Below are 25,997 nucleotides of genomic sequence, written 5' to 3'. Positions count from 1 at the left end.
CCCCTGATTCGCTCACAGGCGCGCTAATTCGTTCGAAGAAGAGTCTTGACGTTCGCGAAGCACTCTGAGCGCGTTCTCGGCGCGCTGGTGGCACAGTTGTCGCGAAGCGCAACTCGGATCAGCCGTACGTGTCACGCGGACCACGTCCCGGGACGTGCCGCGGCCCTTTCCGCCAGCTCGGCGCCGTCGGTCCCTGGATCCGCATCCTCTTCACCACGCCGTGCCCGACGCCGGCCGCGATCTTCGTCAGCAGCTGCCCCTGGAGCAGGCGCAGCTGCGTCGCCCACGCCGTCGAGCTGGCGCGCACGGTCAGCTCGCCGTCCTTCAACGCCACCGGCTGGGCGTGCTCGGCGACCTCGTCACCCACCAGTCGTGCCCAGTGGCCGAAGACCTGACCGTTGGCCAGCCGCGTGTTCCAGCCGCGGTCGACCGCGAGCCGGGAGGCGAGCCTGCCGAGCGGTTGCGGGTCGCGTGTGTCGGCACCCGGCCCTGACCAGCGACGACGTCGCGGGCTCTGCCCGTTCGCCCCGGCCCCTCCTCCGGTGATACGGCCGCGGCGCACGCCTGGTTCAACTCCGCGCGCCTTCGCTTTGGCCTTCGCGGCCTCCAGCGCGGCATGCGCGAGGTCACGTCCGGTAGTCGACTCCTTGCCTTCGGTATCGGTTAGGCCGTTCGATACCGGGGGCTGTTCACGCTGCGTGTCGAACAGGCCTCCCTCACTCGGGCTACCGCCCGTGCGGGGGGTGTCAAGCCGCTTTTCCGGCCCCTTGGTCACGCGGGGCGATAACGCGTTCACGGTGTTATCCACACTGTCCACAGGTTTGTCCCCAGATCGGTGGGCAACTGCTGTGGCGCCGATCACCCGGGGTGTCCGCTTCACGCCGGTCACCCTCGGTTGATCTCACCATCTGCCACGAGGAACCGGTGCCCGGCCAGTTCGGCGGGTACGTCCTCGTCCACGGCGGCGGTCACCAGCACCTGCTCGGCGCCTGCCGCCACCTCCGCCAGCCGGGCCCGGCGACGCCGGTCCAGCTCGGCGAACACATCATCCAGGAGAAGCACCGGTTCCCCGGCCTCGCCACGCAGGAGCTCGTAGCTTCCCAGACGCAGTGCGAGGGCGAACGACCAGGACTCCCCATGGCTCGCGTACCCCTTGGCCGGTGCTTCGCCGAGGACGAGGTCCAGCTCGTCCCGGTGCGGGCCGACCATGCTCACCCCGCGCTCCAGCTCCAGGTTCCGGGACCGGCCCAGCGCTTCGACCAGCACTTCCTTGAGGACCGCTTCGTCCGCGCGAGGCCCGTCCGGAACGCCATAGCCCTCCGGCATCGCTTCGCCCAGGCTGGACCTGTACGCGATCTTCGCCGGTCGTGAGTCGGGAGCGACCCCCATGTACGCGGCGGCCGCGTACGGCGCGAGGTCCGCGATGAGGTTCAGCCGGGCGGCCAGCAACGCGGCCCCCGCCACCGACAGGTGGTCGTCCCAGACGTCGAGCGTCGACAACGCGTACGGGTCTTCGCGCCCCGTGCGCCGCTTGCCCGCCGTCTTGAGCAGGGCGTTCCGCTGCTTCAGGACCTTCTCGTAGTCGGCGCGGACCCCGGCGTACCGGGGCGCGCGCAGCACGAGGAGTTCGTCCATGAACCGACGGCGCTCACCGGGATCCCCGCGTACGAGTGCCAGATCCTCCGGGGAGAACAGCACCGTACGCAGGATGCCCAGTACGTCACGCGGCTTGCCGACCGCGCCGCGGTTGATCCGCGCGCGGTTCGCCTTGCCGGGGGTGATCTCCAGTTCGACCGTCAGCTCGCGATCGTCGTTGACCACCGCGACCCTGATCAGCGCGCGTTCGCACCCGTGCCGCACCAAAGGCGCGTCGGTCGCGACGCGATGCGAGCCCAGTGTCGCGATGTAGCCGATCGCCTCGAGGAGGTTCGTCTTGCCGCGGCCGTTCTGTCCGACGAGGACGGTCGGGCCGGGTTCGAGCGCGAGATCGGCTTGTGGCCAGGACCGGAAGTCGGTGACCTGGAGATGTCTTAGGTACAACCCGTCTGCCTAGTGGCCGGCCGTCGTCACTGGACCTTTTTCACGGCGTGCCCGCCGAACTGGTTGCGCAGCGCGGCGACGGCCCGCATCGCGGCGGAGTCCTCCTGGCGGGAAGCGAACCGCGCGAAGAGCGCGGCCGAGATGACCGGCGCCGGGACCGCGTTGTTGATCGCCTCTTCCAGCGTCCACCGGCCTTCACCGGAATCCTCGACGTAGCCCTCGAGGTCGTCCAGCTCCGGGTCCTCGTCGAGCGCGCGGACGAGCAGGTCGAGCAGCCACGAGCGGACGACGGTCCCCCGCTGCCAGCCCTTGATCACCGCGGGCACGTTCTCGACGACCTTCGCGGCTTCGAGCAGCTCGAAGCCTTCGGCGAAGGCCTGCATCATGCCGTACTCGATGCCGTTGTGGATCATCTTCGCGTAGTGACCGGAGCCGACGGCGCCGGCGTGCGAGAAGCCCTCTTCGCGCGGACCCTCGGGGCGAAGCGCGTCGAAGATCGGCATGGCCTTCTCGACGTCCGAAGCCGCGCCACCGACCATCAGGCCGTAGCCGTTGTCCTTGCCCCACACGCCACCGGAGACCCCGCAGTCGAGGTAACCGATGTTCTTCGTCGCGAGCAGGTCGGCGTTGATGCGGTCGTCGGTGTACTTCGAGTTGCCGCCGTCGATCACGAGGTCGCCCTCGGACAACAGGTTGCTGAGCTCGGCGACGGTCTGCCGGGTGGGTTCACCGGCGGGCACCATGATCCAGACGATCCGCGGACCGTCCAGTTTGGACACCATATCCTCGAGCGACGAGGAGTCGGTGACGTCCGGGTTGCGGTCGTAACCGACCACTTCGTGACCGGCGCCGCGCAGCCGCTCACGCATGTTGAACCCCATCTTGCCGAGGCCGATGAGTCCCAGCTGAGCCATGAAGATCCCCTTTGGTGCGAGACAGAAAGTGACGGCCGGTCAGCCCGGGAGGCGGACCGGCATCAGGAGGTACAGGTAGCCGGGGACGACGTTGCCCTCTTCATCGGCGGGCTTGATCAGCGCCGGCCGATTCGGCGTGGTGAAGGTGAGCTCCGCGCGATTCGCGTTCAGCGCGCCGAGCCCGTCGACGAGGTAACCCGGGTTGAACGCGATGGTCACCGGCTCACCCTCGTAGTCGACCTGAAGCTCTTCTTCGGCCGAACCCTCGTCGTCGCCACCGGCGGAGAGCCGCAGCGAACCGTCGTTGAACTCCAGCCGCACCTGGGTGCCCCGCTCGGCGACCAGCGAAACCCGCTTGATCGACTCGGCGAGCGCGGAGACCTCGATGACCGCGCGCGAGGTGTGCTGCGCGGGCAGCAGCTGCCGGTACGGCGGGAACTCCGCGTCGAGGAGCCGGGTCGTGGTGTAGCGGCCGGAACCGGAAAGACCGAGGAGACCCTCACCGCTGGCGAGCGCGAGACGGATCTTCGCGCCGCTGGCACCGAGCGTCTTCGCGGCCTCGGCGAGCGTGCGCGCCGGGACGAGCACCGCGGCGTCGGACAGGCCCTCGGCGGGCTCCCAGGTGAACTCGCGCATCGCGAGCCGGAAACGGTCGGTGGCGACCAGGGTCAGCGAAGAGCCGGAGATCTCCAGCCGCATCCCGGTCAGCATCGGGAGCGTGTCGTCCTTGCCCGCGGCGACGACGACCTGGGTGACGGCCTGGCCGAAGGCGTCGCCGGTGAGTTCGCCGGCGAAGGCGGGCTGGGACGGGAGCTGCGGGTAGTCCTCGACCGGCATGGTCGGCAGGGAGAAGCGCGCGGAGCCGCAGGTGATGGTCGCGCGGGCGCCGTCGACGGAGATCTCGACCGGCTGCGCGGGCAGCGACTTGGTGATGTCGGCCAGCAGACGGCCGGAGACCAGGAGGCGGCCGCCGTCGGCGATCGTGGCCGGAACACCGACCGTGGCGGAGACCTCGTAGTCGAATCCGGAGACGGTGAGGGCGTCACTCGTCCCGTCGGATCCCGCATCGAGCAGGACACCGCCCAGAACCGGGACCGGAGGCCGCGACGGGAGGCTTCTCGCCACCCACGCGACGGCGTCGGCCAGCCCGTCACGCTCGACGCGGATCTTCATGCGCGCTTCCTTTCGACAACCGAGCCCCTGACGGCTCGAAAGCTCAACGGGTCACCGCGGCCGGAGAGCGCGATGGCCAGGTGCCTCGCAGGTGTGTTCGGTCCAGGCGAGGACGCGAACGCACGTCGACACGCAGACCAGGTGCAGGGACCCACGTTAGGCCGTCCCCGGGGTCCACGTCACCTCGGCCTCCCCTTGCTTTTGTCGACAAGACGACACGGTTCGGAGTCTGTCCCCAGATCCGCTCTTCGCCTGTTTTTGTTTTATTCCCTTCTTAAGAAGAACTAAGAACAGCAGTAGTAATAGGGGTTGTGGATTGTGTGGACAAGGCTCGTTCGCGCAGGTCCGGGCGGCTCGGAGGGTGTGGACCCAGGGTGTGTACGGACGGTGGACAGCTCGAGCCGTCGGTGGATGGTTTCGGGCGGCGCTCGATCTGTCCACAGTCATCCACAGTTGTCCCCACGGTTATCCCCAGTTGTGGGGCGGTTTGTACCCAGGGTTGTGGGCGCCGTTCGTGACCGGAATCGCTCGGGAGAGTGACCCGGACGACCCCGTTCACCCTTGTGCACAAGATGTGGGCAACCTGGGGACAGCGTGTGGATCTTGGTGTGGAAATGCTGTGGATCGCCTGTGAGTGCGATGTGGACGGAAACCCGATCGCCGCTGGTCTCCCCGCCGCCGGAGTTGTGCACAAGATACCCACAGCATGTGGATTCCCTTTGTGCACAAGGGAAATCGCGAAGGGCGCGTACGTGCGCTTCGCCTCCTTCGCGTGCGTACGCCATACCGTTCAGGTACCCAGCCTTCGCGGCTCTACACGCGTCTCTGGCCTATGTGGACGGCCGTATGAGCGGGAAGCGGGCATGAAGAAGGGGCTCCCACCTGGACGGTGAGAGCCCCTGAAGTCCTTGTGTGCTAAGGGATTACTGCCGGGCGCGCTGTTTGATCCGGGAGGTCAGCTCCTGGACCTGGTCGTAGATACGCCGTCGTTCGGCCATTTCCTTGCGGATCTTCTTGTCCGCGTGCATGACCGTCGTATGGTCGCGGCCGCCGAAGGTCTGCCCGATCTTCGGCAGCGACATGTCGGTCAGTTCACGGCAGAGGTACATCGCGATCTGCCGCGCCGTCGCGAGCGCCTTGGTCTTGCCCGGGCCGCAGAGGTCGTCGAGCGTCACGTCGAAGAACTCGGAAGTGACGCCCATGATGGTCGGCGCGGTGATCTCCGGCGCGTGCGAATCCGGGATGAGGTCCCGGAGCACGATCTCGGCGAGGGCGACGTCGACCGGTTGCTGGTTCAGCGAGGCGAAGGCGGTGACGCGGATGAGCGCGCCTTCGAGTTCCCGGATGTTCGCCTCGACGCGCGAAGCGATGAACTCCAGGACCTCGCCGGGAACCGCGAGCCTGTCCTGAGCGGCCTTCTTGCGAAGGATCGCGATACGCGTTTCGAGCTCGGGCGGCTGGATGTCGGTGATGAGGCCCCACTCGAACCGCGTGCGCAGCCGGTCTTCCAGCGTTTCGAGGCGCTTCGGCGGACGGTCGGAGGAGACGACGATCTGCTTGTTCGCGTTGTGGAGGGTGTTGAAGGTGTGGAAGAACTCTTCCTGCGTACCTTCCTTGCCCTCCAGGAACTGGATGTCGTCGACGAGCAGGATGTCGATGTCACGGTAGCGGCGCTGGAACGCGACCTTCCGGTCGTCGCGCAGCGAGTTGATGAAGTCGTTCGTGAACTCTTCGGTCGACACGTACCGCACGCGCATGCCGGGGAACAGCCGCTGGGCGTAGTGCCCGACGGCGTGCAGCAGGTGGGTCTTCCCGAGTCCGGACTCTCCCCAGATGAAGAGCGGGTTGTACGCGCGCGCCGGTGCTTCGGCGACCGCGACGGCGGCGGCGTGCGCGAAGCGGTTCGACGCACCGATGACAAAGGTGTCGAACGTGTACTTCTCGTTCAGCTTCGTCTTCGACGTCTGCGGCTGCGCCGGCGCGGTGTAGGGCTGCCCCGCGATCGGCTGGCCGGAGAACGTCGGCCAGATCTCGGTCACGGCGGCGAGGGCCTCGCCCTCTTCGTCGACTTCTTCATCGCTGTCATCGCCATCGTTGAGGCTGTTGTCGACCGGCTGCTGCCTCGGCGGCCTCGGCTTCGGAGGCTCGGGCCGCGGGCGGTTCGGGGACAGCATGCCGTCACCGTCGGGCAGCGGAGGGGGACCCGGTACCGGCCCGTTGCCGTTTTCCACCCGGCCGGGTGACGGGTCATAGCGGGGACCGGCCGCCGGAGGGGGCGTCTCGGTGCTGTCGACCTTCACCGCGAGGGAGACCACGCGGCCGAGCCGTCGCGAAAGGGCTTCGGTGATCGCGCCGCGGAGGGCGCGTTCGATCGCTTCCTTGGCGAAATCACTGGGAGCGGCGAGCAAGGCGGTGCCGTCGAGGAGGCCGATCGGCCGGGTCACCCGCATCCAGGCGCGCTGCTGCGGGGAGAGGGTGCCATCGGACAGTTCGCGCACGACCTGTTCCCAGATGACGCCAAGATTGTGCTGGTGATCGGACACCTGCCTGACTCCCCTCCCCTCATCGGTGCGTGCGGCGAGATCACTCAGCGAACGCCCGGAAACACTCCATCGAGCGTCATCGTGGCCCGATCAGCTCATGCGCACAGCAAATATCCACATAGTTGTCCACAGCTGTGCACTAATGTACGGCGGCCCGCGGCGACGTCACCTGCGGGGATCGACGTAATGTCGGCGGGACGCCTCCACATCCCAAGGACACCCGGGCGCCTGCACCGTTCCACCTCGGCGAAAACCCGGGAGGGGCACGCTAACAAGCCCCGCTCGTTGCCACAAGGCATCCTCGCGCGCAAGCATTTCACGGTGTACGGCGTGTTGCCATTCGGTGCCTTCACGTCGTCGGCGATCACTCTCCACGGCCGGTCGCGGTCCGTGGTCGAGGGGGTGCTTGCCGGGCCCGGGCGGTGGGTGCGTACCCTCGTAAGGTCTCCCGTATACAGCGGGGGCGTTTCGCGTGCCCACGTTGTCGTCGCTCGACGTGACGAGGCCACACGTTGGTAGGAGACACCAGAGACTGCCGTGCGTCAGCACGACACGCCAGGAACGGGTCGAACCGTTCCCGGCGGCCGAGAAACAGGAGAAGTTAGTCGTGAGCAAGGGTAAGCGCACCTTCCAGCCGAACAACCGCCGACGCGCCCGGGTCCACGGGTTCCGGCTGCGGATGCGGACCCGCGCCGGCCGGGCGATCCTGGCGGCTCGCCGTCGCAAGGGCCGCGGCGCACTGTCCGCCTGATCCGGCCGCCGTCGAGGGACGTCGTGCTGCCGGCCGCCGCGCGTTTGCGGCGCAGTGAGGATTTCCGTGCCGTGATGCGGCGTGGGGCCAAGGCAGGCAGGCGCCGCCTCGTCGTCCATGCGTTGACCACGGACCCGCCCGATGCCGCCGAAGCGGCGCGGGCGGGTTTTGTGGTGAGCAAGGCCGTGGGCAACTCGGTGGTCCGCCACCGGGTCACCCGCCGGTTGAGGCATCTCGTTTCCGCCAGGATCGGAACACTGCCGCCGGGAAGCTCGTTGGTGGTACGGGCACTACCTCCGGCCGCGGACGCGTCCAGCGCGGAACTCGGTTCGGACCTCGACGCGTCGTTGCGGCGCCTCGGGCTGTCCGGGCCATCCGCCGTCCTCGGGAAGTCCCGTCAGACGCGACCACCCGACAACGGATCAGCGGTGTAACGGCATGCGAGCCACCGAGAACGAGACCACCGAAGACGCCCGGCCCGGCCCGGTGGCATGGGTGCTGCTCCTGCCCATCAAGCTGTACCGCAAGGCGATCTCCCCCTTCCTTCCTCCGGCGTGCCGGTTCTACCCGAGCTGTAGCGCGTACGCCGTCGAGGCACTGACCCGGCACGGCGCCGGCCGCGGCACTTATCTCGCGGTCCGGCGTCTGCTGCGCTGTGGCCCGTGGACCATGCCCGGCCGCGACCCGGTACCCGAGACGTTCTCGTGGCGCCATCGCCGACCTGAAACACCGATCGAGGAGTAGCTCAGTGCTCGACTTCATCTACTACCCCGTGTCCTTCATCTTGTGGTGTTGGCACAAGGTCTTCGGGCTCGTGTTCGGTGAGGCGAACGCGGTCTCCTGGGTCCTGGCGATCATCTTCCTGACGTTCACGGTCCGCGGCATCATGTTCAAGCCGTTCGTGAACCAGGTCCGGTCGATGAAGAAGATGCAGGACTTCGCGCCGGAAATGAAGAAGATCCAGAAGAAGTACTCCAACGACCGGCAGCGCCAGGCGATGGAGATGCAGAAGCTGCAGAAGGAGCACGGCGTCAACCCGCTGGGCAGCTGCCTGCCGATGCTGCTTCAGATCCCGGTCTTCATCGGTCTGAACCACGTCCTGCGGATGTTCACCATCAACCCGTACGGCGGACCGAAGACCGAGAACTACTTCTTCGACCAGGCCGGTGTCGAGTCGTACGTCAACGCGAAGCTGTTCGGCACCAACCTCGGTGAGGCCATCTACACCGGTGTCGACATGGTCAGCGGTGGCAACACGGCCGCCGGCTTCCACTGGCACGTCGCCCCCGTCGCGATCCCGCTGATGATCGTCGCCAGCATCGCCACGCACCTCACCGCGCGTCACTCGGTCCAGCGTCAGAACCCCGAGTCGGCCACGCCGCAGACCGCGATGATGAACAAGCTGACGATGTACATCTTCCCGCTCGGTGTCCTCGTCTTCGGTGCGCTGTTCCCGATCGGTCTGCTCTTCTACTGGCTCGCCAACAACGGCTGGACCCTGATGCAGCAGCGCCTCGTCTACACGAAGATCGACAAGGAAGAAGAGGCCCGCAAGGAAGCCGAGAAGGAGAAGCGCGCGAACCTCGGCCCGAAGCCCGGCCAGAAGCCGACCGCGCCCCGCCCCGGCCAGAAGCCGGTCCAGCAGAAGCGGAACAAGCCCGTCGCGGGCGGTGGTCAGGTCAAGAAGGCCGGCTCGCCCCACGGCTTCGCCCAGACCGCTTCTCCCGCGGAGAAGAAGGACAAGGACGCGACAGCCGAGCCGTCGGCGAACGGCTCGAAGGAGAACGGTGCCGACGTGCCCGGTCTCATCTCGGACTCGACTAAGAAATCGGGCCGGAAGCGTCGCTGACGCTGATCCGGGCTGGAGAGGAGACTAAGAATGGCGGACACGATCGACACGATCGACGCCGAGGAGAACAGCGCGGCCGACGTTGAGGACGCCGCTGAAGAGACCGGTCGCAAGGGAGGTGTCGACGACGACGTCCTCGTGAAGGAGGGCGACATCGCCGGCGACTACCTCGAGCGCCTGCTCGACCTTCTGGACTACGACGGCGACATCGATCTCGATGTCGAGGCGGGCCGGGCGATCGTCAGCATCGACGGTGGCGAGGATCTGGAGAAGCTCGTCGGCCCGCGCGGCACGGTGCTCGAAGCGCTGCAGGAGCTGACGCGGCTGGCGGTGCAGCAGGAGACCGGCTCGCGGAGCCGTCTGATGCTGGACATCGCGGGCTGGCGTGCGGACCGTCGCGAGGAGCTTCGCGAGCTCGGTCGCTCGACCGCGGAGACCGTGGTCTCGTCCGGTGAGCGTGTCCGGCTGCAGCCGATGAGCCCGTTCGAGCGGAAGGTCGTGCACGACGCGGTCGCCGCTGTCGACGGGGTCAAGAGCGAGAGCGAAGGAGAGGACCCGAAGCGCCGGGTCGTCATCTTCCCCGCCTGACGGATTCTCTGCCCGAAGCGGCCCGCCGGTCATCCGGCGGGCCGCTTCCTTATATATAGGGGTCGCTCCACGGGGGTCGCTGGAGCGAATTACACGCATGGCGTTTCACGTGAAACGCGTGAGTCGAGTGGAGTTGTCCACAACTTCGGTCTGGCTCCCCGTTTTGCGGTCGGCGTCATGGACAATCAATGGAGCGCGTTTCACGTGAAACGGCGTCGAGGTTGAGGAGAGAGAGTGGGCTTGGACGGGGTCGCCGCATCGGTACGGACCGCGGCGTCAGAGGTGTTCGGAGACCGCGTCGAGCAAGCCGCCGGCTACGTCGAACTCCTGGAGCGCCACGGCGTCGAGCGTGGACTCATCGGCCCCCGTGAGGTCGACCGGCTTTGGGAACGGCACGTCTTGAACTCCGCCGTGATCGGCGAACGGATCCCCGAGGGTGCCCGCGTGGTCGACGTCGGATCGGGTGCGGGGCTTCCGGGTGTGCCGCTCGCGATCAGCCGACCGGACCTCGATATCGTTCTGCTCGAACCGATGGCCCGCCGGGTCGACTGGCTGGCCGAGGTTGCCGAGAAGCTGGAACTCCCCATCACCGTTGTCCGCGGGCGCGCGGAGGAGCGGCAGGTGCGCGAGGAACTCGGTGGCGCGGATGTCGTCACCGCCCGGGCGGTCGCCCCCTTGGCCCGGCTCGCCGGCTGGTGCCTTCCGCTCGTACGTGCCCAAGGTGCTCTGGTCGCCCTCAAAGGAGCGAGCGCTGGAGAAGAAATCGAACGCGATCGCGTCGCCGTCCGAAAGGCCGGCGGTGGCGAGCCGGAGGTCTTCGAGTGCGGTGCGAAGGTACTTGAGGTCCCCAGCACGGTCGTCGTGATCCACCGCCTGCCTCCGAAACCGTCTCGGCCGCGCGGCAGGCGCAGCTAGTCCGTTCCACGTGAAACAACGCAGAACGACTCCCACGTCCACTACAGAGGAGGTCCGAGACCGGTGACTCCCCCACCGTCCGACCCGGCGACCGCCGGCCATGAACTCGGCTGGACGCCCATCGCCGAGGAAGCCGTCCGAGCCGCCAGCGTGCTGCACCCCAAGGAAGGTGCCCTCCCGCGACCGAGTCGTCGGCGCGTGCTGACCGTCGCCAACCAGAAGGGCGGCGTCGGCAAGACGACGAGCACGGTGAACCTCGCCGCCGCCCTGGCCGTCCACGGGCTCAAGACGCTCGTGATCGACCTCGACCCTCAGGGCAACGCGAGCACCGCGCTCGACATCGACCACCGTTCCGGCACGCCGTCGATCTACGAGGTGCTGATCGGTGAGGTGTCGCTGGCCGAAGCGGCGGCGCAGAGCGAGCAGTCGTCGAACCTCTACTGCGTGCCCGCGACCATCGATCTCGCCGGTGCCGAGATCGAACTCGTCTCCATGGCGTCCCGAGAGATGCGGCTCAAGGAGGCGCTCTCGTCCGAGATCCTCGACGAGATCGGCGTCGACTACGTCTTCATCGACTGCCCGCCGTCGCTCGGCCTGCTCACCGTCAACGCGATGGTCGCCGCGCAGGAGGTCCTGATCCCGATCCAGTGCGAGTACTACGCACTCGAAGGTCTGGGGCAGCTGCTGAGCAACATCGAGCTCGTCCAGAAGCACCTGAACCGCGAACTCAGCGTCTCCACGATTCTGCTCACCATGTACGACGGCCGGACGAAGCTGGCCGATCAGGTGACCAACGAGGTCCGGAACCACTTCGGGGACACTGTTCTCAAGACGGTGATCCCGCGCAGTGTGAAGGTCTCCGAGGCGCCCGGATACGGGCAGACGGTCCTCGCTTACGACCCGGGTTCGCGGGGTGCGATGAGCTACGTGGACGCCGCGAAGGAGATCGCCCAACGTGGGGCGGAGATGAAGGAAAGGAGCGGTACGGCATGAGCGAGCGCAGAGGGGGGCTCGGGCGCGGGCTCGCCGCCCTGATCCCCACCGGCCCGCCACCGGGTGCCGCGGCCCCGGCCGAGAACGGCTCGGCGGCGGTCCCCGCTCCTCCGTCCGGGCCGTCGGGACCGGATGACAAGGGCTGGTTCGCGGCCAACGGCGCGGCCGGCTCGCACGGCGGCGCGGTGGCCGGGGCGGTCTACCGCGAGGTGCCGGTCAGCCAGATCAAGCCGAACCCGAAGCAGCCGCGGCAGGTCTTCGACGAGGACGCGCTCAACGAGCTGGAGCACTCGATCCGCGAGTTCGGGCTCATGCAGCCCATCGTGGTCCGGGAACTCGGACCCGACGAGTACGAACTCGTCATGGGCGAGCGGCGGCTGCGCGCGTCCCAGCTGGCCGAGCTGGAGGCGATCCCGGCGATCGTCCGCCAGACCGCCGACGAGGCGATGCTGCGCGACGCGCTGCTCGAGAACATCCACCGCGTTCAGCTCAACCCGCTCGAAGAGGCGGCCGCGTATCAGCAGCTGCTCGACGAATTCGCGGTCACCCACGAGGAGCTGGCCGGCCGGATCGGGCGCAGCCGCCCGGTCATCACGAACACGATCCGCTTGCTCAAACTCCCCCTCGCGGTCCAGCGGCGGGTCGCCGCCGGGGTGCTTTCGGCGGGGCACGCGCGGGCGCTGCTCTCTCTTGAGGACGCCGACAGTCAGGAAGAGCTGGCCGCGCGGATCGTCGCGGAGGGTATGTCGGTGCGGGCGACCGAGGAAGCCGTCACGCTCAAGAAGAGCGAGAAGCCGGCCAAGCCGAAGCCCGCTCCCCGCAAGCCGATCCAGGCACCCGGTCTCCAGGAACTGGCGAACCGGCTCTCGGACCGGTTCGACACCCGGGTGAAGGTCGACCTCGGGCGCCGGAAGGGCCGGATCACCCTCGAATTCGGGTCCGTGGACGATCTTGAACGCATCGTCGCGCTGATGGATCAAAATCAGGCAAATCAGACACCGAAAACCGATTAGGGATCACACCGGGTCGTTTTGTCACGGTGACGATAGCTGATTGCTGGCAGTGGATGACGCTGAGTGCTTGAACTGGGGGCAAGTATGCAGGGACTCTTCGGCGGTCGAAATCCACGCGCGGTCATCTTCGACTGCGACGGATTGCTCATGGACACCGAGCCGTGTTGGTCGGTCGCCGAGACCGAGCTGTTCGCGCGGCGAGGTCTGCCCTTCGGTCCGGTCGAGAAGGCGTCGGTGATCGGCAAGTCGCTACCGGCCGCGGCCGACGCGATGGCGGAAGCCTTCGGAGAACCGGATGGCGGTGCCGAGATCGCGGACGAGTTGCTGAGGTTGGTGACCGAGGTCGTCACCGCGAAAGCGGAGGCGATGCCCGGCGCGCGTGAATTGGTCGAGCTGACCGCCGCCGCCGTTCCGGTCGCTGTCGCGAGCAACTCGCCCCGTGCGCTGCTGGAGGCCGCACTCGATCGCGGCGGGCTTTCGGCGATGTTTCCCGTGAAACTGGCGGCTGACGAGGTGGCCGCGCCGAAGCCGGATCCGGAGATGTACCTGACCGCTTGTGGTCTCTTGAACGTTGAGCCTGCCGACGCGCTGGCGTTCGAGGACTCGATGACCGGTCTCCGGTCGGCGCGGTCGGCCGGCGTTCCCGTCGTCGGTGTCCCTACGTTGAAGCAACAAGACTTCCCCGCTGATGTCGTGATCGGCTCGCTGCGAGACGAAGAGCTGCTGTCGTGGGTGCGCGGATGGCCCCGTCGATGACCGGTCTTCCCTTCGTCCGCTTTCAGAGCCCGACTCGGAATGAGCGAGGAACCTTCACCGGCGTCTTCGGTCTCGTCAACGGCCTCGCCAAGGCCGGACGGCTCACCGCCGAGCAGGAAGCCTTCCGCCGCGCGAACAACGACTGGTACGACGCGAACTTCATCAATCCGGCGCATACCGATCCAAGCGTCTACGACGTGGACGTGAACCCCGGCGCCGCGGCGTGGTTCAAGGCGACCGCTCAGGTCTTCATCGAGCGAGTCGACGGCTATCTGTCGATTCTCGAGACCCATGGGATCCCGTGCGAGACGGTCTGGTCGGCGGACCCGGGAGTGATCGTCTACGAGGACGAGTATCAGGTCGTCGTCGTGGCCGGGAAACGGAAAAGGGGACTCGCCCCTGCCGGGCAAGTCCCCTTCGTCGAGTCCGGGTCAGCTCTTGCGGGCGATCGCCCGTCCCACCAGCCCGGCGAAGACTGATCCGAGGGTGGCACCGGCCGCCTCGATCGCCACCGGGACGATCGACGTCTCGGTGAGACCCGGCGAGGGGTTCACCGCGAGGAAGTGGACCGTGCCGTCCTCGGTGATCACGGCGTCGGTCCGGGAGATGTCGCGAAGGCCGAGTTGCCGGTGCACAGCGACGGCGAGTTCCCCGACCGCCTTGGCGGCTTCGTCGGGAATTCGCGCGGGAGTGAAGAAATCGGTCAGCCCGGCGGTGTAGCGGGCGGTGTAGTCGTACACGCCGCTCTCCGGCACGATCTCGACCGCGGGCAGGGCCTCGGGTCCCTCGTCGCCTTCGATGACCGTCACGGCCACCTCGACGCCGGAAACGAACTTCTCGGCGAGGACGGTGTCGCCGTATGCGAAGCAGCCGACCATCGCGCCGGGCATCTCCGCGGCGTCCTTGACGACCTGGGCGCCCAGCGCCGATCCCCCTTGGTCGGGCTTCAGGATCATGGGCAGGCCCAGCGTGTCGACCATCGAGTCCAGCACGGCCTGCGCGCCGAGTTCGCGGAAGGTGCTGTGCGGCAGCACCACCCAGTCCGGCGTGGTGAAACCGGCGTCGGCGACGAGCGCCTTGGCCGTCGGCTTGTCCCACGCGCGGCGACAACCCCGCGAACTGGTGCCGACGTAAGGCACGTCGAGCATCTCCAGCACCGTCTGCACCGCGCCGTTCTCCCCCTCACCACCGTGAAGGGCGACGATGGCCGCGTCGGGCCGCTGGGTGCGAAGACGTTCGAGCAGACCCGCGTCGGTGTCCCACTCCTCGACGACGAGACCTTCCGCCCGCAACGCGACCGAGAGCCGGCGCCCGGAGCGGAGAGAGACGTCGCGTTCGTGGGAAAGGCCACCTGCGAGTACGGCAACGGTGCGGTCGACCACCGAGACTCCTTCGTGCTTGGGGACGTCCGGTCGATCAGACCGTGTCCGGAGAGGGGTTTTGCGGCCCCGAGATCGAGCGTGGGCTCGCGTTACCGAAGGTACGCGCAAGGTCCATTTCGGACTCGAGCACCGCGGCGAGCCGCCGGACGCCTTCGCGGATCCGCTCGGGCGTCGGGTAACAGTAGGAAAGACGAAGCTGTCTGCTGCCGAAACCGTCGGCGTAGAACCCGGTTCCGGACGCGTAGGCGACCCGGGCCGTGACGGCTCGCGGCAGCATCGCCTTCGTGTCGACGCCTTCGGGGACGGTCATCCAGACGTAAAAGCCGCCGTCGGGTTTGGTCCAGCTGCATCCGGTGGGCATGTGCTGCTCGAGCGCGGACAGGATCGCGTCCCGCCGTTCCCGGTAGTTCTCGCGGAAGGTCTTGATCTGACCCATCCAGTCATGAGTCGAGAGGTATCGCGACACGATCAACTGGTTAAGCGTCGGCGGACAAAGTGTCGCGGACTCGGCCGCGAGCACGAGCTTCTCCCGGACGGCGTGCGGTGCGAGCACCCAGCCGACCCGCAGGCCGGAGGCGAAGGTCTTGGAAAAAGAGCCCAGGTAGACGACATTGTCGGGGTCGATCGAGCGGAGCGCCGGATACGTCTGGCCGCTGAAGCCGAGCAGACCGTACGGGTTGTCCTCGACGATGAGGATGTCGTTCTCGCGGCAGATCTCCACGATCTCCGCACGCCGCTCGACGGCCAGCGTGACGCCGCCGGGGTTGTGGAAGTTGGGGATCGTGTAGAGGAATTTGACGCGGCGGCCGGCTTTCCTGGTCTCCGCGAGCGCGGCGCGCAGCCCCTCGGGGACCAGGCCGTGGTCGTCCATCGCGACGTGGACGACGTCCGCCTGGTACGCGGCGAAAGAGCCGAGCGCGCCGACGTACGACGGTCCCTCGGCGATGATGACGTCTCCCGGATCGCAGAACAGCCGGGTGACCATGTCGAGCCCCATCTGGGAGCCGACCGTCACGACGACGTCGTCCGGGTGGGCCTTGATGCCTTCGAGGGCCATGATTTCGCAGATCTGCTCGCGCAGCGCGGGGACACCGTGCGCGGAGCCGTACTGGAGCGCGACCAGGCCTTCTTCGGTGATGAGTTCGCCGACCTGCGCGGACAGCGTGTCCAACGGGAGCGCGGCGAGGTTCGGCATCCCGCCGGCGAGCGATACCACTTCGGGGCGACTGGCCACCGCGAACAACGCCCTGATCTCGGAAGCAGTCATCCCTGCCGTACGCGCGGCGTAGCGGTCGAGATGAGGGTCGAGGTTGTGGCGGCCGGGCTCCGGCCGGACAGGGCGATTCTCGGTCATCAGGCGCTTCACCCGTGCTTCGAAGTGGACATAGTCGCTACCGACTGGTAGTTCCATCGAGTGTAACCACCCTCCCTTGTGGGGCCCTGGCCTTCCGGTGTTCATCACATCGGCCTATCCTCGGTCAGGACCCCTTCGGCGAGCCCTGCTCGGGACAGGGCTGAGTCGGGTGTTGTCGTTTCAGGGAGGTTTGCCGGTGTCGCGTCGCGTCGTGGGCGTAACCCTGGACAACCTCGAGCATCTGCCCAAGAGCTGCCGCCGCTGCGTGTACTGGGAGCTGGCGCCGCATTTGAAGGCGCAGGCCGAGGAATACGGCGCGACAGAGGTCGAAAAGGAAGCCTGGGTCTCCAGCGTGCTGCTGGAATGGGGCTCCTGCGGCCGGATCGTCTACAGCGACACCCTGCCCGTCGGCTTCGTGCTCTACGCGCCGCCGAACGCCGTGCCGCGCTCGCTGGCCTTCCCGACCTCACCGCCCGGACCGGACGCGGTGCTGCTGACCGCCTTCCAGGTCCTACCCGAATTCCAGGGCGGTGGGCTCGGCCGGATGCTGGTGCAGGCCGTGGCGAAGGATCTGACCAAACGCGGTGTCCGCGCGATCGAAGCCTTCGGTGACGCCAAGCCCGAAGAGACCGATCCGGACGGTGGGCACAGCTGCGTGCTGCCCGCCGCGTTCCTGCAGAGCGTCGGCTTCAAGACCGTGCGGCCTCATCCGCGCTGGCCGCGGCTGCGGCTGGAACTGCGGTCGGCGATCTCGTGGAAGGAAGACGTGGAGGCGGCCCTCGAACGGCTGCTCGGCCAGGTCTCCATCACGACCGCCGAGCCGAGCCTCGGTCGCGCCTGAACTTCTTCAAGCCCCCATCCGCGAACCTGGATGTGTGGCTCATCGCGGCCTCTCGGAGGTCGCTGTATCAGACTCTGCGGGTACGCGCAGCGGCCATCCCCCGCCTTGGGGACAGCTGTGGGTAACCCGCCGAGTTATCCACAGATCGCTGATAGGAGCGGTGGAAAATCTGTGGATGGGTAGGCTGGACCTGGGGACGCCCCCCGGGAAGGGCGGGGGCTGCGCGCTGGTGGATCTAGGGGTGGCGTGAGGGCGGGAGGCGGCACACAACCGGTTGTGCCGAGAGCGTCGGCAGAGGGGTGTGCGCCCGCGTGCGGGTGTGGAGGACTGGCTACTCCGCTTTGGCGAGTTCGTGGGCCAGGACGTCCGCGAAGGTGAACGTGCCGGTCGGCTGGTCCCCTTCGCCGAGGAGGTACAGGCGCTTCACGGCGACCAGGATGCCTTCGGCGACGACGTCGCGGAAAGCCGGGTCGGCGAGTTTGGCGCTGTCCTCCGGGTTGGTCAGGTAGCCGATCTCGATCCGCACCGCGGGGCAGCGGGTGCGGGTGAAGATCTCCCAGGTCTTGTAGTGCGTGCGGCAGTCGAGCATGCCGGTCCGGGCGGCCAGCTCACGCTGGATGAAGCCCGCCAACAGCTCACCGACGGTCGACGTGGTGCCGTTGCCGGTGCCGAAGTGGAAGCTCGCGACCCCCTGCGCCTTGGGCGAGGGGTTCCTGTCGTTGTGCAGCGAAAGGAACAGGTCGGCGCCCGCCTCGTTGGCGAACTTCGCGCGCTCACCCTCGCTGGGGCTCTGGTTCGGGCCGCGCGAGATCAGCGCCTCCATGCCCGTGGCCTTCATCCGGCCTTCGAGCCGTCGCGCCAGGTCCCAGGCGATGTCCGCTTCACGCAGGCCGCCGGCGACGACGCCGAGGTCTTCCCCGCCGTGGCCCGGGTCGATCACGATGCGCTTGCCGCGCAGCCGGGGGCCGGCCTGGCGGACCTGCTCCTGCTCGCGCAGGAAGACCGGGCGGCCGCCGCGGGCGCGCGGCGAGGAGAGCCGGTGCAGTTCGCGGATGGTGGCCGGACCGCAGATACCGTCGGCGACCAGGCGCATGTCGCGCTGGAAGGTCTTGAGCGCGCGTTCGGTCTGCGCGCCGAAGTGCCCGTCCGGGCGGCCGGCGTCGAAGCCGAGTTCGGTCAGCCGCTCCTGGAGGGCGAAGACGTCGTCGCCGTGCACCGGGGCCGCGAACATGTAGGCCAGCGGCCTGCTGCCGAGGTGGAAGCTGGCGCCACGGAGCGCTTGATAGGTCGCCGGGCCCACCAGGCCGTCGGTGATCAGCCCACGACGCTGCTGGAACGCCCGGACGGCGTGTTCCATGGCCGTGTCGAAGAGCTCGTACTCCCCGGATTCGGTCACCGGCGGAAGCAGCTCCATCGCCGCAAGCGTGGACCTGATCTCGGCGACGTCCGGCCCGGCGTCACCGCGGCGGAGTACCCGCATGCACTCCTCGCTCTTCCCTTGGGGCACCGAATCGAGCTCGATGCGCGACGTGAAAACTCTGCGGGGCGAACCCCGGTGCTCTATTGTGCCCTGTGAACTCTCGGTGAGCGCGGAGGCCCGGTCGGTGCGTCAAGTCCCCGTTCGTGAAACCCGTCCGGGCAGCATGATCACGTTCCCGTGACGACCTGAAGTACCCGCCCCGGAGAACGACGAAACCCGGAGCCTGGGCAGGCCCCGGGTTTCGCCAGGTGAAACGCGAGATCAGAGGACGTCGGCGAGGTCCGACAGCAGCGCGGCCTTCGGCTTGGCGCCGACGATCTGCTTCACCGGCTTGCCGCCCTGGAACAGGATCAGCGTCGGGATCGACATCACCTGGTAGTCACGCGCAGTGTTCGGGTTGGCGTCGATGTCGAGCTTCGCGATGGTCAGCTTTTCGCCGTTCTCCGCCGCGATCTCCTCGAGCACCGGGGCGACCATCTTGCACGGACCGCACCAGGTCGCCCAGAAGTCGACCAGGACGGGCTTCTCGCTCGTCAGCACGTCGTCGACGAACGTTTTGTCGGTCACCGTCACGGTGTTGGTCATGGTGTCTCCTCCTGGGTGGTGAACGGGTGCTGGAAAAGTCAGTTGGTGGTGGCGCCGTAGCCGCCGCCGACCAGCTCGGGGGTCTCCTGCGCGGCCTCGACACCGGCGTGTTCCGCCAGCCATCGTTCCGCGTCGATCGCGGCGGCGCAGCCCGAACCCGCGGCGGTGATCGCCTGCCGGTAGGTGCGGTCGACCAGGTCGCCCGCCGCGAACACACCGGGCAGGTTCGTGTACGAGGTCCGGCCCTTGGTGAGCACGTAGCCGTCCTCGTCGAGTTCCACCTGGCCGCGCACCAGTTCGCTGCGCGGGTCGTGGCCGATCGCGACGAAGAACCCGGTCACGTCCAGCTTCGACTCCTCGCCGGTCACCGTGTCCTTGAGCTTCAGGCCCTCGACCTTGCCCTCACCCTCGACCGCGGTGATCTGCTTGTTGAGCGCCCACTTGATCTTCTCGTTCTCGCGGGCCCGCTCCAGCATGATCTTGGAGGCGCGGAACTCTTCGCGGCGGTGGACGATCGTGACGGACTTGGCGAACTTCGTCAGGAAGGTCGCCTCCTCCATCGCGGAGTCGCCGCCGCCGGCGACCACGATGTCGTGGTCGCGGAAGAAGAAGCCGTCGCAGGTGGCACAGGCCGACACACCGCGGCCGAGCAGTTCCTGCTCACCCGGCACGTTCAGGTAGCGGGCCGCGGCACCCATCGAGAGCACGACCGCGCGGGCCGCGTAGCGCTGGCCGTTCGCGAAGACGTACTTGACGTCTCCGGTCAGCTCGACGGACTCGACGTCCTCCTGACGCAGGTCCGCGCCGAAACGCTTCGCCTGCTCGCGCATTTCTTCCATGAGGTCGGGGCCCTGGATGCCTTCGCGGAAGCCGGGAAAGTTCTCGACCTCCGTCGTCGTCATCAACGCACCGCCGAACTGAGTGCCCTCGAACACCAACGGTTCGAGCTGCGCTCGTGCCGCGTAGACAGCGGCGGTGTACCCCGCAGGACCCGACCCAATGACGATCAGGTTCCTGATCTCCTCGGCAGCCACCCGTGACCTCCGCTCGTAGTGACCTGTTCACCAGGCTCAACACGATCGTAGGGGCCGGTGTTCCCGGGGTGACCGGCGCTACTTCTCCTGCCCTGCGACGGCGATAGCAAAGGTCCCCCGCTCCCTCCGGCGGACGCCAGGGGAGCAGGGGACCTTTGCTATCGCTTGAACCGCTACTTCTGTCCGATGATCTTGTCGAAGAGGATCGCCGGGTTGCCCGGTCCGCAGTCGGCGCCGAACGCGACGATGCGGAACTGGGCGAGTTTGCCTGTGGTGTAGATCACCATCACGCCGTCCTTGCCCGCGACGTTCACCGGCCGGATGCCTTCCGGGCGCACGTCGGGGTCCAGTCCGGCGGCCGCGACACAGGCATCGAGCCGTTCCTCGGTCTTCAACGAGCCGAAGTCACGGACGCCGATCGCCTTGCCGACGAGGGCTTCGGCGCCGCCGCCGTCTCCGCCGACCGAAGGGCCGGTGGGTGCGGGCGGTGGCTGCGCGACGCCGCCCGGTGTCGTCTGCTGCGTGGTGGGGACGACGATCGCGACGGCGGCGATGGCCGCCGCGGCCACGGTCGCTATCCCGGCGCCCCAGCCGATCCGCTTGTTCCGCCGCCGCCGTGCGGCCGCGAGGTCCACCACCGGGGCGACCTGCGCCTGCTGCCCTTGAGGTGGGCCTTGAAACGCAGGCGACGACCGCATCTCGGCGGCCAGCGCCGCGTCGAGCCGGGCCGCGTACTCCGCGGGCATGGGTGCGACCGGCTCGTTCGCGAGGTCCGCGAGGTCGGCCGTGGTCGCTTCAAGTGCTTCGATGATCGCCAGTGCTTCGGGGTCGGCGTTCACCAACGGCCACAGCTCGGCCGCCTCTCGCTCGTCCAGCACACCTGCGTGCAGGTCGGCGAGCACATCGACAGACCACGGCGGACCGACGGTCCCACCGATCCCCCTGCTCTCGTCTGTCATCGTCCCTCCCCGTCACCCGGCGTGCCCTGAGGACGCCTGGCACCCCGTTGCGGGGTAGCGCGCTCTCGTTTGCTTTCGTGAGTTGGGACGTTCGCAATCGCATCGGGGTTCCGCAGATGTCCGAGAACCTTCGCGAGCTTTCCGCGACCTCGGGCGCATCTGCTCTTGACCGTGCCCTCGGCGATCCCGAGCATCTTCGCCGTCTCAGCGACGGAGTATCCCTCGACGTCCACCAACACGATCGGGGCACGTTGCTCTTCGGGAAGCTGGTCGAGGGCTTCCTTGACCACGAGGCTGGTCTCGCGCTCCGACATCGAGTCACGCGGCGACGCGGGCTCGTTGAACTGCCCGGTCTCGGGCAGCGGAACGGTCGGCCTGGCCTTCCCCCGCCGGATACGGTCGAGGCAGGCGTTCACGACGATACGGTGCAACCACGTCGTGACCTGCGATTCGGCTCGGAAATTGCCCGCTGCGCGGAACGCGGAGATGAACGCGTCCTGCAGGGCGTCCGCGGCTTCTTCCGGATCCCGCACGGTGCGCAGGGCCACCGCCCACATGCGGTCTCGATGTCGCTGGACCAGTTCACTGAACGCATGCGGATCACCGGCGGCATGCGCCGCTATGAGATCCGCGTCCGTGGGAGCTGCAGCTGTCACCCGGGAGAGCCTACTGACCCGGTGTCCGAGGTCACCCCGCAGGCAGGAAGGTCAGGTCTTTGATCTCGGTGATGAACTTGCCGTCCTCATCTTCACCCAGCTGAGTGATCCAGATGATGAAGTACTGACCCTGTTTCGGCTGCTGCAACGCGATGGTCGATTCACCCGCCGCCAGTTCCCCCGTCGCGACGACGGTGGTCTCGTCGAGCTTCGGGTTCTTCTTGTCGGCGGAGCGGATCTCGACCTTCGAGCCGGGGCTGCCCGCGTTGATCTTGAGCTGGCTCAGGTTGACCGGGTCCTTGAAGGTCACGATCAGCCCGACGCCGTCCTTGAGCACCGGGAACTGCTTGTCGTACTCGTCGGTCTTCCACGAGGTGCCCGGGTCGCCGTCGGTCGTGTTCTTGGCACGGCCGGGGCTGTCGCCCCTGCTGCCCGGGTTGAACACGGCGACCGCGGAGGGCTTCACCGCGGCACCCACACCGGGAACCGCAGGCGGCGGTTGCTGAGCGGGCGGAGGCTGTTCGCCAGGCGGCGGGGCGACCTGGGAGGAAGACGCGGCGACGTTGATCTTCGGGCCGCTGGACTTCGATTCGCCCTGGAACAGGTTGATCAGCATCATCCCGCCCCAGGCCAGGATCACCACGGTCGCGACGACCAGCACGGTCACACCGAAGGCGAGCTTCTTGCGCCGCGCGACGTCCTTGACGGGCTTCTTGGTAGTCCAGACCGTGCCATCCGCTTCGGCGACGGCCGATTCCTCGCCGACGGCCTTGATCAGCTGGGTGCGTTCCTCGGCTTCGGCGACCTGGTCCAGCACGCGCAGGATGGCCGCGCTGGTCCGGATGCCGCCGTGGCCGCCGTCTTCGATGGTGCGGACGGCGAGCGAGGACAGCTCGGCAGGCACGGTCGGGACCAGCGAACGCGGCGGGATGATCCGGCCGGTCGGCGCTTGCGGCGCCGCCGGGATCGCGGCGGGACCGCCAGGCAGGGCCCAGCGGCCGGTCAGCAGCAGGTACAGGACGGCGCCGAGCGCCTTGACGTCGTCGCGAAGGGTCGCTTCGGGCAGCGGACCGGGGAAGGCGAGCTTCAGCGCGCCGTCCGGGGTGAGCCGCAGCCGCTGCGGATGATCGAGGCCGAGGACGAGACCGTTCTGATGGGCGTGGTCGACGGCTTCCGCCAGCGCCTGCACCATCCGCGCCGCCGCCGCGGGCGCCACCGGGCGCTGCGCCACGAGATCGACCAGGTCGCTGCCCTTGGTCCATTCCGCCACGACGACACCGAGCAGACCTTCGCTCGAGGTGACGCCGCTGCCCAGACTGAGTACGTCGAGGACGCGCGCGACCCCGCCGTGACCGAACTTCGAGGCGTGCGCGGCGCGTTCCAGCGTCCGGCGCGCGAGCCTCGCGGCTTCCGCGTCCGCCGGGTCGCCGACCAGCAGCGTCAGCGCGACATCCCGCTTCAGCTGCCCATCGCGGGCACGCCAAAGATGCGCGGCGGCTCGTTCGTCCACCCCGAACTGTGCGAGCAGGCGATACCGGCCGTCACCGACGACCCGGCCAGGGGCCAGCGACCCGCCTTGGGCCCGGATGCCCACCTGGCTCGCCTCCCCTGCCTGTTCGCTCCGTCTCGTATCCACCGCACTCTCCCGCGTAGCTCCCTGTTCGAGAGTACCCAGAATACGACGCGTGAACGCGCGCCATCCGTGCGTGAATCGTTATCCGCGCTTGATCAACCGGGTGATCCTGTCCGTGGCGGGCTTCAATTCCTCGACCTTGAGGGCCATGAGCACGCCGAACGAGACCGCGATCCCGACCACCGTCTGCAGGACAAGTTTCACCCAGGCCTGGAAAGTAGGCCCGAACGAGTCAGGCACGACCTGCCCGGCGAGCCAGGCCGCGCCGACTCCGAGCACGCTCGCGACGACCGTGAAGAGGATCACCCCGAGAACCCGCTTGCTCCGGAGGTTTCCGAGGGTCACCCACAGCCAAACCTGGCCGAGGATCGCGCCGACGACGAACGTGAGGCCGTTGACCATCATCACGCCGAGCACGATGTTGTCCTTCGACAGCAGCACGGGGCACAGGTAGAGCAGCGGCACCTTGACCACGGTCATCACGATCATGATCAGCACCGGCGTCCGCGCGTCCTTCATCGAGTAGAACACCCGCATCTGCAGCATGACCAGCGCGTACGGCAGCAGCGCGAACGCGGAGATGGCCAGCGCCTCGCCCATCCGCGACGCGTTCTCGACCGTGCCCTTGCCCAGGGTGAACAGCGCGATGCCGACCGAGCCGCCGACGATGGTCATCACCGCGGAGATCGGCAGGAGCGTCACCGTCGAGATGCGTGACGCGTAGGAGAGGTCGCCGATCAGCTTCTTGTGGTCGCCGTCGGCCGCCGCGCGGCTCATCCTCGGCATGATCGCGGTCAGCAGCGAGACCCCGATGACGCCGTACGGCAGCTGGAAGAGCAGCCACGCGTTGCTGTACGCGGTCACCCCGCCTTGCGAACCGCTGGTCAGGACGCGGGTCGTGATCGTGTAGCCGATCTGGCTGACGGCGACGTAGCCGACGGTCCACAGCGCGAGCCCGCCGAACTCCTTCATCCGCTTGTCGATGCCCCAGCGCCACTTGAACTTGAACCCGGACCGCAGCAGCGGCGGGATCAGCAGCACCGACTGCGCCACGATGCCCGCGGTCACGCCGAGGCCCAGCGTCAGCAGTTTCGGGTCGGTGAGCGACACCGGGTCGGTGGAGATGTTCCCCGGCATGACCCACACCACGAGGATCGTGAAGATGACGACCAGGTTGTTGATCACCGGCGCCCACGCCGTCGGGCCGAAGACGTGTTTCGCGTTCAGCACGGCCGAGAGCAGCGCGAACACGCCGTAGAAGAAGATCTGCGGCAGCAGCAGGTAGGCGAACGCGGTGACCAGCTCGGGATTGGCCTCACCGTTGTCGTCGACGTAGAGCTTGGTGATCAGTGGCGCCGCGAACACCGCGATCGTCGTCCCGACGACGAGCAGCGTGCCCGCCACCGTGACCAGCCGCTGGGTATAGGCCTCGCCGCCGTCCTTGTCGTCCTGCGACCGCACGAGCAGCGGGACCACGAGGCTGGACAGCACCCCGCCCATCAGCAGCTCGAAGATGATGTTCGGCATCGTGTTGGCGACGTTGAACGAGTCGTTCTCGACCTGGGCGCCGATGGCCGCGACCAGCAGCAGCTTCCACGCGAAGCCGGTGATGCGGCTGATCAGCGAGGCGATCGCCATCCGGCCGCTGGACTTCGCCAGCGACGGCGCCTTCGGCGGCGCGGCGACGTCCTGCTCGCCGGTCTCTCCCGGCCGCGGTTTGACCAGCGGCGCGTCCTTGATCGCCGGCATGACCTGCGTGGCGAGCTGGTCGTACGGGCGGAGGACGTCGGGGTCGGCGACCGGCCAGCGCGACCCCATCGGGACACCGGGGGTGCGCGGGATGAACCGCGTCGCGTCGGGTTCGTCGCGCCGGTCCACCTGCCACGGGCGGACCGGTGGCGGCTGACGGCGGCCACGATGAGGCGGTGGCGGCGTCTGGTTGAGCGCCTGCGGCGCCGTCGGCGGGCGGCGCGGGGGCGTGCCGGGCGGCGGAACCGGAGCGGACGGCTGCGGCAGCGGCGCCCCCTGCGACGGCGGCACCTGCTGACGCCGGGTCGGCGGAGGCGGCGTCGACTGGGACGGCGGCGTGCCGGGCGGCGGGACCTTCCGCGGCGGCGCGGGCTTCTGGGGCGGGTTCTGCGGTGGCCTCAGCCGCCGTGTCTCGTCGTCGGGGCGGCCGACGACGCGCGGGCGGCGCCCGTCCACCGGCTGCGGCGGAGGAGGCGGCACGGAGGGCGGCGGTACCGCCCGTCGCGGCCGCTCGGCGCGCTCCGGCGGGAGCTGCTGCGGAGGCGGCTGACGGCGCTCTCCACGTTCAGGACGCTCAGGGCGTCCTGAACGCTCCGGACGGCGTACTGGACCCTCGGTGCGGCGGGGCGGGGGCTCGACGGGGTGCGGTGTACCTTCGCGCCGGGGACGGCCTGCACGCTCGGGCGGTACACCCGGCTCTCGTTCCAACGTGCGCCCAATCCTCGGTGCTCGACTCGTGATGCCCGGCGGCATCGTTCGACCCAGGGTAATCGGGAACGGCCGGAAACA

Annotated in this window: 25 protein-coding genes; 11 read left to right on the top strand and 14 right to left on the bottom strand. The window is 68.1% G+C overall.

Annotated features, from left to right (window positions below; genetic code table 11):
• Nucleotides 1-118 precede the first annotated feature (118 nt).
• From L324_RS16830 to dnaA, 5 genes are all read right to left on the bottom strand, one after another.
• Entirely contained in the window at nt 119-610 is a 492-nt protein-coding gene (locus L324_RS16830; protein WP_037308990.1) for a DciA family protein, read from the bottom strand.
• A gap of 275 nt (nt 611-885) precedes the next feature.
• The gene (recF, locus tag L324_RS16825) at nt 886-2,040 is read right to left on the bottom strand and encodes a DNA replication/repair protein RecF (RefSeq protein ID WP_037308698.1); all 1,155 of its coding nucleotides are present in this window, start codon (nt 2,038-2,040) and stop codon (nt 886-888) included.
• Between the two features lie 26 nt (nt 2,041-2,066).
• On the bottom strand, nt 2,067-2,954 hold the full coding sequence (gene gnd / locus L324_RS16820; protein WP_037308696.1) for a phosphogluconate dehydrogenase (NAD(+)-dependent, decarboxylating): 888 nt from the start codon (nt 2,952-2,954) through the stop codon (nt 2,067-2,069).
• Nucleotides 2,955-2,993: 39 nt separating this feature from the next.
• Nucleotides 2,994-4,127 carry a DNA polymerase III subunit beta gene (gene dnaN, locus L324_RS16815; RefSeq protein WP_020632653.1) on the bottom strand — a complete coding sequence of 378 codons (1,134 nt, stop codon included), beginning with the start codon at nt 4,125-4,127 and terminating at the stop codon, nt 2,994-2,996.
• A gap of 923 nt (nt 4,128-5,050) precedes the next feature.
• The gene (gene dnaA, locus L324_RS16810) at nt 5,051-6,670 is read right to left on the bottom strand and encodes a chromosomal replication initiator protein DnaA (protein WP_037308691.1); all 1,620 of its coding nucleotides are present in this window, start codon (nt 6,668-6,670) and stop codon (nt 5,051-5,053) included.
• A gap of 607 nt (nt 6,671-7,277) precedes the next feature.
• On the opposite strand from dnaA, the gene rpmH reads away from it, so the two are divergent.
• From rpmH to L324_RS16760, 10 genes are all read left to right on the top strand, one after another.
• Nucleotides 7,278-7,421 (top strand): 50S ribosomal protein L34, encoded by a 144-nt coding sequence (gene rpmH / locus L324_RS16805; protein ID WP_005154511.1) that lies wholly within the window; start codon nt 7,278-7,280, stop codon nt 7,419-7,421.
• A gap of 23 nt (nt 7,422-7,444) precedes the next feature.
• Nucleotides 7,445-7,855, top strand: a complete 411-nt coding sequence (gene rnpA, locus L324_RS16800) for a ribonuclease P protein component (protein WP_037308686.1) — start codon at nt 7,445-7,447, stop codon at nt 7,853-7,855.
• Between the two features lie 4 nt (nt 7,856-7,859).
• Complete coding sequence (yidD, locus tag L324_RS16795; protein WP_016338357.1) at nt 7,860-8,165, top strand: membrane protein insertion efficiency factor YidD; 306 nt, start codon at nt 7,860-7,862, stop codon at nt 8,163-8,165.
• A 4-nt stretch (nt 8,166-8,169) separates the two neighbouring features.
• Complete coding sequence (gene yidC / locus L324_RS16790; RefSeq protein ID WP_037308683.1) at nt 8,170-9,270, top strand: membrane protein insertase YidC; 1,101 nt, start codon at nt 8,170-8,172, stop codon at nt 9,268-9,270.
• 30 nt (nt 9,271-9,300) lie between these two features.
• Entirely contained in the window at nt 9,301-9,858 is a 558-nt protein-coding gene (locus L324_RS16785) for a Jag family protein (protein WP_037308680.1), read from the top strand.
• Between the two features lie 234 nt (nt 9,859-10,092).
• On the top strand, nt 10,093-10,773 hold the full coding sequence (gene rsmG / locus L324_RS16780; protein WP_037308677.1) for a 16S rRNA (guanine(527)-N(7))-methyltransferase RsmG: 681 nt from the start codon (nt 10,093-10,095) through the stop codon (nt 10,771-10,773).
• Nucleotides 10,774-10,836: 63 nt separating this feature from the next.
• On the top strand, nt 10,837-11,766 hold the full coding sequence (locus L324_RS16775; protein ID WP_037308673.1) for a ParA family protein: 930 nt from the start codon (nt 10,837-10,839) through the stop codon (nt 11,764-11,766).
• Nucleotides 11,763-12,779 carry a ParB/RepB/Spo0J family partition protein gene (locus L324_RS16770; RefSeq protein ID WP_037308669.1) on the top strand — a complete coding sequence of 339 codons (1,017 nt, stop codon included), beginning with the start codon at nt 11,763-11,765 and terminating at the stop codon, nt 12,777-12,779. Before L324_RS16775 ends, L324_RS16770 begins: the two co-directional genes overlap by 4 nt.
• A gap of 84 nt (nt 12,780-12,863) precedes the next feature.
• Nucleotides 12,864-13,535 carry an HAD family hydrolase gene (locus L324_RS16765; protein WP_037308666.1) on the top strand — a complete coding sequence of 224 codons (672 nt, stop codon included), beginning with the start codon at nt 12,864-12,866 and terminating at the stop codon, nt 13,533-13,535.
• Nucleotides 13,532-14,014 (top strand): hypothetical protein, encoded by a 483-nt coding sequence (locus L324_RS16760; protein ID WP_037308987.1) that lies wholly within the window; start codon nt 13,532-13,534, stop codon nt 14,012-14,014. Before L324_RS16765 ends, L324_RS16760 begins: the two co-directional genes overlap by 4 nt.
• Here L324_RS16760 and L324_RS16755 read toward each other — a convergent pair.
• Nucleotides 13,967-14,917 (bottom strand): D-alanine--D-alanine ligase family protein, encoded by a 951-nt coding sequence (locus L324_RS16755; RefSeq protein WP_037308663.1) that lies wholly within the window; start codon nt 14,915-14,917, stop codon nt 13,967-13,969. The genes L324_RS16760 and L324_RS16755 overlap by 48 nt on opposite strands.
• 34 nt (nt 14,918-14,951) lie before the next feature.
• Nucleotides 14,952-16,271 carry an aminotransferase-like domain-containing protein gene (locus L324_RS16750; RefSeq protein WP_037308984.1) on the bottom strand — a complete coding sequence of 440 codons (1,320 nt, stop codon included), beginning with the start codon at nt 16,269-16,271 and terminating at the stop codon, nt 14,952-14,954.
• Between the two features lie 196 nt (nt 16,272-16,467).
• Between L324_RS16750 and L324_RS16745 the strand changes: the two genes are divergently transcribed.
• Nucleotides 16,468-17,112 (top strand): GNAT family N-acetyltransferase, encoded by a 645-nt coding sequence (locus tag L324_RS16745; RefSeq protein WP_152546880.1) that lies wholly within the window; start codon nt 16,468-16,470, stop codon nt 17,110-17,112.
• A gap of 331 nt (nt 17,113-17,443) precedes the next feature.
• Here the strand turns inward: L324_RS16745 and L324_RS16740 are convergent, their stop codons facing one another.
• The 7 genes from L324_RS16740 to murJ form a co-directional block, all read right to left on the bottom strand.
• Nucleotides 17,444-18,592 (bottom strand): N-acetylmuramoyl-L-alanine amidase, encoded by a 1,149-nt coding sequence (locus L324_RS16740; protein ID WP_037308657.1) that lies wholly within the window; start codon nt 18,590-18,592, stop codon nt 17,444-17,446.
• 261 nt (nt 18,593-18,853) lie between these two features.
• Nucleotides 18,854-19,177 carry a thioredoxin gene (gene trxA / locus L324_RS16735; RefSeq protein ID WP_037308654.1) on the bottom strand — a complete coding sequence of 108 codons (324 nt, stop codon included), beginning with the start codon at nt 19,175-19,177 and terminating at the stop codon, nt 18,854-18,856.
• Nucleotides 19,178-19,215: 38 nt separating this feature from the next.
• Nucleotides 19,216-20,211, bottom strand: coding sequence for a thioredoxin-disulfide reductase (gene trxB, locus L324_RS16730; RefSeq protein ID WP_037308651.1), 996 nt, complete (start codon nt 20,209-20,211; stop codon nt 19,216-19,218).
• Between the two features lie 173 nt (nt 20,212-20,384).
• Entirely contained in the window at nt 20,385-21,170 is a 786-nt protein-coding gene (locus tag L324_RS16725) for an RsmA family anti-sigma factor (RefSeq protein WP_037308647.1), read from the bottom strand.
• Nucleotides 21,167-21,826, bottom strand: coding sequence for an RNA polymerase sigma factor SigM (sigM, locus tag L324_RS16720; protein ID WP_037308644.1), 660 nt, complete (start codon nt 21,824-21,826; stop codon nt 21,167-21,169). Before sigM ends, L324_RS16725 begins: the two co-directional genes overlap by 4 nt.
• 31 nt (nt 21,827-21,857) lie before the next feature.
• Entirely contained in the window at nt 21,858-23,420 is a 1,563-nt protein-coding gene (locus tag L324_RS16715) for a protein kinase family protein (RefSeq protein WP_081736366.1), read from the bottom strand.
• 120 nt (nt 23,421-23,540) lie between these two features.
• The gene (gene murJ / locus L324_RS16710) at nt 23,541-25,664 is read right to left on the bottom strand and encodes a murein biosynthesis integral membrane protein MurJ (RefSeq protein ID WP_037308639.1); all 2,124 of its coding nucleotides are present in this window, start codon (nt 25,662-25,664) and stop codon (nt 23,541-23,543) included.
• Between the last annotated feature and the right edge of the window lie 333 nt (nt 25,665-25,997).

Origin of the sequence: Amycolatopsis orientalis DSM 40040 = KCTC 9412 (assembly GCF_000478275.1) — a bacterium.
Taxonomy (GTDB): Bacteria; Actinomycetota; Actinomycetes; order Mycobacteriales; family Pseudonocardiaceae; genus Amycolatopsis; species Amycolatopsis orientalis.
The sequence above is the reverse complement of the archived record's forward strand: the minus strand, read 5'-3'. Positions and strand labels throughout refer to the sequence as shown.

Bases quoted from the DNA above. Each gene is read 5' to 3' on its own strand.
- gnd (WP_037308696.1), bottom strand. From the start codon at position 2,954: ATGGCTCAGCTGGGACTCATCGGCCTCGGCAAGATGGGGTTCAACATG.
- dnaN (WP_020632653.1), bottom strand. From the start codon at position 4,127: ATGAAGATCCGCGTCGAGCGTGACGGGCTGGCCGACGCCGTCGCGTGG.
- yidD (WP_016338357.1), top strand. From the start codon at position 7,860: ATGCGAGCCACCGAGAACGAGACCACCGAAGACGCCCGGCCCGGCCCG.
- L324_RS16785 (WP_037308680.1), top strand. From the start codon at position 9,301: ATGGCGGACACGATCGACACGATCGACGCCGAGGAGAACAGCGCGGCC.
- L324_RS16770 (WP_037308669.1), top strand. From the start codon at position 11,763: ATGAGCGAGCGCAGAGGGGGGCTCGGGCGCGGGCTCGCCGCCCTGATC.
- L324_RS16765 (WP_037308666.1), top strand. From the start codon at position 12,864: ATGCAGGGACTCTTCGGCGGTCGAAATCCACGCGCGGTCATCTTCGAC.
- L324_RS16760 (WP_037308987.1), top strand. From the start codon at position 13,532: ATGACCGGTCTTCCCTTCGTCCGCTTTCAGAGCCCGACTCGGAATGAG.
- L324_RS16750 (WP_037308984.1), bottom strand. From the start codon at position 16,271: ATGACCGAGAATCGCCCTGTCCGGCCGGAGCCCGGCCGCCACAACCTC.
- L324_RS16740 (WP_037308657.1), bottom strand. From the start codon at position 18,592: ATGCGGGTACTCCGCCGCGGTGACGCCGGGCCGGACGTCGCCGAGATC.
- trxA (WP_037308654.1), bottom strand. From the start codon at position 19,177: ATGACCAACACCGTGACGGTGACCGACAAAACGTTCGTCGACGACGTG.
- L324_RS16725 (WP_037308647.1), bottom strand. From the start codon at position 21,170: ATGACAGACGAGAGCAGGGGGATCGGTGGGACCGTCGGTCCGCCGTGG.